The organism is Persicitalea sp. (assembly GCF_041751555.1).
Classification (GTDB): domain Bacteria; phylum Bacteroidota; class Bacteroidia; order Cytophagales; family Spirosomataceae; genus Persicitalea.
In genome coordinates, this window is sequence record NZ_JBGSXF010000055.1 from 1 (window position 1) to 6,287 (window position 6,287).

Here is a 6,287-nt window from a genome sequence, read left to right on the forward strand (position 1 = left end):
CCCGCCACCCACGTGGACACGGGCATGGGCTTCGAGCGGCTTTGCATGGCGATCCAGCAGAAAACCTCCAACTACGACACCGACGTTTTTCAGCCGACGATCCAGGTTTTGGAAAAATTATCCGGTAAAAAATACGGGGACGCGGCCAAGTCGGAGCGGATGGCTAACATCGCCATGCGCGTTATCGCCGACCACCTGCGCGCCGTTGCTTTCGCCATCGCCGACGGGCAACTACCCTCCAACGTGCGGGCAGGCTATGTCATTCGCCGCATTTTGCGCCGCGCCATTCGTTACGGCTACTCGTACCTGAATTTGACTGAGCCTTTTATCAATAAACTGGTCGCCGGGCTGGCGAATCAATTCGCCGAGGTATTTCCGGAACTGAAATCTCAGGAAGACTTCGTTACGAAGGTGATTCTGGAAGAAGAGCGCTCGTTTTTGCGTACGCTGGAGTCGGGTTTGAAGCGGTTGGATCTGATTACCAGTCAGCTTCAAGAATCTGATAAGACAACCATTCCCGGCGACGAAGTCTTCGAACTCAGCGATACCTTCGGGTTTCCGATGGATCTCACCGCGCTGATTGCCCGTGAGAAGAGCTTACAAATCGATGAAGCGGGTTTTCAGGCAGCTTTGGGCGAACAGAAAAAACGCTCCCGCTCTGACGCCGCCAAGGAAGCGACCGACTGGGTGGAAGTACAGGACAACGACGGGCAGCCCGTAGAGTTTCTGGGCTATGATTCCCACGAAACTCACAGCCACATTCTTAAATTCCGCAAGGTCAAAACCAAAGGCGGCGAGGAGTATCACATTGTACTGGATCGCACGCCCTTCTACGCCGAAATGGGCGGACAGGTGGGCGACACGGGATCGCTGGAACTGCGCGTGGACGGCAAGCCTTTCATGGTCACAATCGCCGACACGAAGAAGGAAAACGACTTGTTCGTGCATATCACGAATGATAAAAATCTGGACGAGGTCTTGCAAAACACCGATACCGTCACGGCCCGCATCGACAGCGATCGCCGCCAAAAAATCATGGCCAACCACACCGCCACGCACCTGATGCTCTCGGCGATGCGGCGCGTGCTTGGCGACCACGTGAGCCAGAAAGGCTCCTTCCTGGATGATAACTTCCTCCGCTTTGACTTTGCGCACTTTTCCAAGGTGAGTGACGAAGAACTGCGGCAGATCGAGGAAATGGTCAACGAGAAAATCCGCGCCAACGTCCAGCAAGACACGCAGTTAAATGTCCCCATTCAAGAGGCGATGGCACAGGGTGTCACGGCGACATTCGGCGAAAAGTACGGCGACTTCGTGCGCGTCGTTGCCTTCGACCCTACCTACTCATTGGAACTTTGCGGCGGAACGCACATTCCTGCTACGGGCGAAATCGGGCTGTTTAAATTTACCTCCGAAGGCTCCGTTTCGGCGGGCGTTCGGCGCGTGGAGGCCATCACGGGTCAGGCCGCTTTGGAACGAATGCGCGAGCAGGAAGAAACCCTTTCCCAAATCAAAGACCTGCTGAAAGGCCCGAAGGATTTGGCCAAGGCGGTGGAAGCTTTACTTGAAGAGCGTTCGGCTTTACAAAAAAAAGTTGAACTCCTGGAAAACGAAAAAGTTCAGCAACTCAAAGGTAGTTTGCTGGCAAAAGTACAAGCCAATGACGGGATGAACTTGCTAATCGAGCGCGTGGAAGTACCCAACGCCGATGCGCTGAAACAGCTTGCCTACGAACTCCGCGATCAAACCGAAAACCTGGTTGCCGTCCTTGCCACTGAGCTGAATGGCAAGCCGCAATTGGCGGTTTTTATCGCCGAAAACCTGGTAAAGGAAAAGAACCTGAATGCCGGGCAAATCGTAAAGGAACTCGCCAAAGAAATTCGCGGCGGCGGCGGTGGGCAACCCCACTTCGCCACGGCAGGAGGCTCGGATTCGAGTGGCCTGGATAAGGCGTTAACTAAGGCAGAAGGGATGTTTTGAAAATGAGTATTATATATCGGTTTTCACTAGTCTGATAACCCAAGAACTACCCTTATGAAACTACTTGTCTTCGGCGCCAGCGGTGCCACCGGAATCCAGGTCGTGAAGCAAGCGCTGGAACAGGGTCACTTCGTCACCGCCTTTGTGCGCAATCCCGCCAAGATTGAAATAAAAAATGCCAACCTCGATCTGGTGCAGGGCAATGTGATGGACGCGTCCAGTGTCCGCGCGGCCTTCGACGGCCACGATGCCGTGCTCAACTGCCTGGGTACTTCGCCTAACAAGGTCGGTACCATTCGCTCGGATGGGACAGCTAATATTTTGCGCGCGATGGAGCAGACGGACACGCGTCGCATCATTGTTCAGACTACGCTGGGCTTCGGCGATAGCGTCAAGTCGTTGGATCAAACGCCCTGGTTTTTTAAATACATCATTGTTCCCTTTCTGTTGAAAAAGACTTTCGCCGATCACGAACGGCAGGAAGAAATTATTCGTCAAAGTTCGCTGAACTGGACGATTGTGCGCCCCGGTGGGCTGACCAACGGAGAACGTACCGAAAAGTACCGTCACGGCTTCGCGTACGATGATGAAACTATCAAAGCTAGCATCTCCCGCGCCGATGTGGCCGATTTTATGCTCAATCAGCTGACCTCGGAAGAGTACGTTAGAAAGATAACCGGGCTTTCTTATTGATGAAGTGATATAGATCCGCGCCGCTAGCTGATACAGGAATCCAAGTCGAAGTTGAACTGACTACCATGACTACCCAACCCGAAACTCCCGATCAATACATTGCCCAATTACCAAAAGACCGACAGGTTGCGATGCAAAAGCTGCGGCAGGTTTTTCAGGCAAACCTGCCCGAAGGTTTTATGGAGACTATCTCGTATGGCATGATTGGCTATGTAGTTCCCCATTTGCTCTATCCGGCGGGTTATCATGTCAACCCGAAACTACCGCTGCCCTTCATCAGCATCGCCTCACAAAAAAACAATGTGGCAATCTATCACATGGGTTTGTACTCCGACGAGGATCTTCTCGATTGGTTCAAGGCCGAATATCCAAAGCACAGCAAAACCAAGCTGGACATGGGGAAAAGCTGCGTACGCTTCAAAAAAATTGATCAAATCCCCTACGAATTGGTGGGAGAATTGGCGCAGAAAATGAGCCCTGAGCAGTGGATTGCTGTTTATGAGGGGAAATTGAAGCGCTGACGGAAATCAAATTTTATGATTTGGTGTCAACATGGAGGAGGAACCCCTAATCAGAAACGGCAGATCAGCTGTGTTTGGAAATTGAGTTGAAGACCAGTGTTTAATTCTCGCAAGGAATTAGAAATGAAGGTAGGCTGGATGGCCAGGGAAAGGTGATCGTTCAGTTTGTATTTGACGCCCGCCGCCAGCAGCAGGTTGAGTTGCGTCCGCTCAGCAACGTCAAATATCGTGACATTGTCAGATCCAGACCTTTCTGTAACCCAGATGCCGTACCTGAATTTACTCAACACCAATCCGGTCGTAAAGTAGGGAGCCAAACGCTTTTCCTTCGTCTGAAAATTTACCAGTAAAGGGACATTGAAATGGTGGCTAGTATTCGAAGTCAAACGTTCCCTATCCCGATGCCTCGTCCATTCGAGCCATAAGCCCGAGGAGGCCGACCAATGGGGCGAAAAGTAATAGTGCAGGTTTGCACCCGCGCCAATGCCCGTAGAGACCGACAGGGTCCTGGGTTTGATACCATAATGGTTCCAATTCAATTTCAGAATCGGCGATGCATTAGCCGACAAGGCAAAACGGCTTTGGGCTGATGCCAGCCCGGCCAACACAAGAAAAACAAGCAGCAAACCGATGCCCGCCAATTGCCGCTTCTTGATTAAATTATCGACTATTTTCATGGGTTTATTGGTCAGATTTTCCACTGAAACGGTACAACAATTGGGTCTGAATACTTAGCTGGCGGTTTTTCGGAAACAGCACTCCATCCGTCTTGCTGTTCGCTCCCAGCGTGAAAGCGGGTTGCGCCACAATCGACCAGCGAGAATCCACCTGATAAGACAGACCAGCCCCCAAGATTGCCCGGATCGACGCCCGTTCGTTCTTATTGGTCGAAACCAGCATTCCCGCCGATAGGTAGGGGGATACCTTTTTGGAAGTCGAGCGGAAATTTATCAGCAGGGGGACCGTCGCGTTGTTCTTCCTGACGATATACGAATCCTCACAGACGCCATTCAGGCCGTATCTCACTCTCGCCGATTCGTACAAAATGCCCGAGGAGAGCGACCAATTGGGAGATAAGTTATAGTGCAAAGCCATACCCAATAGAGCACCCGTGCTATACCGGGAGGATGCTTCAATGTCTAGCGGCTCCCCGGCGTAGGACGAGAAGGGTGACAGAAAGAGCCCACCGGAAAATTTAGACTGCGCCTCCGCTTCCAAGCTCATCATCAGTAGCAGGCAGATTATCGCGAGGTATCTTGTCATGTAAGACAGTATCGATGTGGTATAACTGTTACAATATAGTCGCATATATTCATATTCACATAGCTTTCGATTATAACTGATCCTATTTTGGCTTCTATGGTTGGAATGTTAGTCAACCGAAAGAACTATTAATGAACGTTTGCAAGAAATCACTTCTTCTTTTATTCCTCATTGCCACCATCGGGTTTACGCTATTTGCCTTCACTGAAGAAAAGGATGGGGCAATTGCAGAAGAACGACCCAATATTCTCGTCATCCTCGCCGACGACCTCGGCTACGGCGATTTGCAGTGCTACAATCCTAACTCCCAAGTCGAAACTCCTCACCTTGATCGACTGAGCCAAGAAGGCGTCCGCTTCACCGACGCACACAGCGGCTCAGCGGTTTGTTCACCCACGCGCTACGGCCTGGTGACGGGCCGCTACGCTTTTCGGTCGCCCTTGAAGCAAGGCGTTTTAGGCGGCTACTCCCCTCCCCTCATCGAAGCTGACCGGTTCACCATCGCCAATCTGCTCAAACAAGCTGGCTACGAAACGGGCGTCATTGGCAAGTGGCATTTGGGTCTGGGTTGGCCCGAGATTTCAGGATCTGAACCCGAACCTTCGCACGAGCCGCACCAATGGCCTCAGGGCGACAATCTCGACATCGAGACCAACCTGACGAGTGGCCCGGCGGAATTGGGTTTTGATTACAGTTTCCTGGTACCTTCCTCGCTGGACATTCCGCCGTATTTGTATTTAGAAAATGGCCAGCCATCCAGTCGCGAAATTGTGGAAATACAGGGAAATAATGAACCCAGAGGCGTTTTCTGGCGGACCGGGCGCGGTTCCAGTGACTTCAAGATTTCGGAAACGCTTGATCACTTGGGCGAGAAAGCGCAAGAATACATTGTTGGCCAGAGCAAGCGCGAGAAGCCTTTCTTCCTGTACTTGCCCCTGACAAGTCCGCATACACCCTGGCTACCATCCGACCCTTTCCAAGGTCAGTCGGGTGCGGGTACTTACGGCGATTTTGTGGCCCATACCGACGCCGTGGTGGGCCGAGTGCTGCGTACTTTGGATAGTTTAGGTTTGAAAGACAATACGTTGGTAGTGTTCACTTCCGACAACGGCGCCGATTGGAAGCCAGGCGACAAAGAGGCTTTTCCGAAGCACCGCGCCAACGGAATTTTACGCGGTCAGAAATCGGATATTTGGGAAGGTGGGCACCGGGTGCCGTTCATTGTGCGCTGGCCGCAGAAGATTACTAAGCATAAGGACGCGTCGCAAACCGTTTGTATCAATGACCTGATGGCTACCCTCGCCGCTATTACGCAACAAAAACTGCCCGCAAACGCAGCGCAGGACAGCTACGACTTTTCGCCTGTTCTGGCGACCTCAAACTACACCAAGCCTATTCGCCCCAGCCTGATTCATCATTCCATTTCAGGGATGTTCTCAATCCGAAAAGGCAAGTGGAAATATGTGGAAGGATCGGGCAGTGGCGGCTGGTCGAAGGATGAGTCCCCAACCAAAAATCTCTCTGCCCAGCTTTATGATATGGAAAACGACCCCGCCGAAACACGTAATTTATTGAAACAAAACCCAAAAATCGCTACGGAATTGAAGGTACTTTTGACCCAACAACGAGAAGCGGGATATACCCGACCGGGAGCCAAAAAGTAGTTTGCGTCATGTCAGAATTTAGGACCATTCAGAACTTTGGCCACGAGACACCGTTCCGCGCGCTGTTGCACGTACTGGAAGAAAACACCATTCCCTACCAAACCGAAATCCACCGCGCGCGCATCGAACCCATCGGCATGACTACCTTGCCGCCAGAGTTCGTTGT

Annotated in this window: 6 protein-coding genes; 4 read left to right on the plus strand and 2 right to left on the minus strand. The window is 51.8% G+C overall.

What is annotated here, in order from left to right; all coding sequences use genetic code 11:
* The 3 genes from alaS to ACEW8P_RS01735 all read left to right on the plus strand — a co-directional run.
* Positions 1–1,980, plus strand: a 1,980-nt coding sequence (gene alaS, locus ACEW8P_RS01725) for an alanine--tRNA ligase (protein WP_373511387.1), incomplete at its 5' end; no start/stop codon positions are given.
* A 54-nt stretch (positions 1,981–2,034) separates the two neighbouring features.
* Positions 2,035–2,673: an NAD(P)-dependent oxidoreductase gene (locus tag ACEW8P_RS01730; protein ID WP_373511388.1), complete on the plus strand. Its 639-nt coding sequence runs from the start codon at positions 2,035–2,037 to the stop codon at positions 2,671–2,673.
* A 65-nt stretch (positions 2,674–2,738) separates the two neighbouring features.
* Entirely contained in the window at positions 2,739–3,194 is a 456-nt protein-coding gene (locus ACEW8P_RS01735) for a DUF1801 domain-containing protein (protein WP_373511389.1), read from the plus strand.
* 50 nt (positions 3,195–3,244) lie between these two features.
* Here ACEW8P_RS01735 and ACEW8P_RS01740 read toward each other — a convergent pair whose 3' ends face one another.
* Positions 3,245–3,871: an acyloxyacyl hydrolase gene (locus tag ACEW8P_RS01740; RefSeq protein WP_373511390.1), complete on the minus strand. Its 627-nt coding sequence runs from the start codon at positions 3,869–3,871 to the stop codon at positions 3,245–3,247.
* A 4-nt stretch (positions 3,872–3,875) separates the two neighbouring features.
* Positions 3,876–4,457 (minus strand): outer membrane beta-barrel protein, encoded by a 582-nt coding sequence (locus tag ACEW8P_RS01745; protein ID WP_373511391.1) that lies wholly within the window; start codon positions 4,455–4,457, stop codon positions 3,876–3,878.
* Positions 4,458–4,588: 131 nt separating this feature from the next.
* Here ACEW8P_RS01745 and ACEW8P_RS01750 point away from each other — a divergent pair, with 131 nt between their 5' ends.
* Entirely contained in the window at positions 4,589–6,121 is a 1,533-nt protein-coding gene (locus ACEW8P_RS01750) for an arylsulfatase (RefSeq protein WP_373511392.1), read from the plus strand.
* The last annotated feature ends 166 nt before the right edge of the window (positions 6,122–6,287 follow it).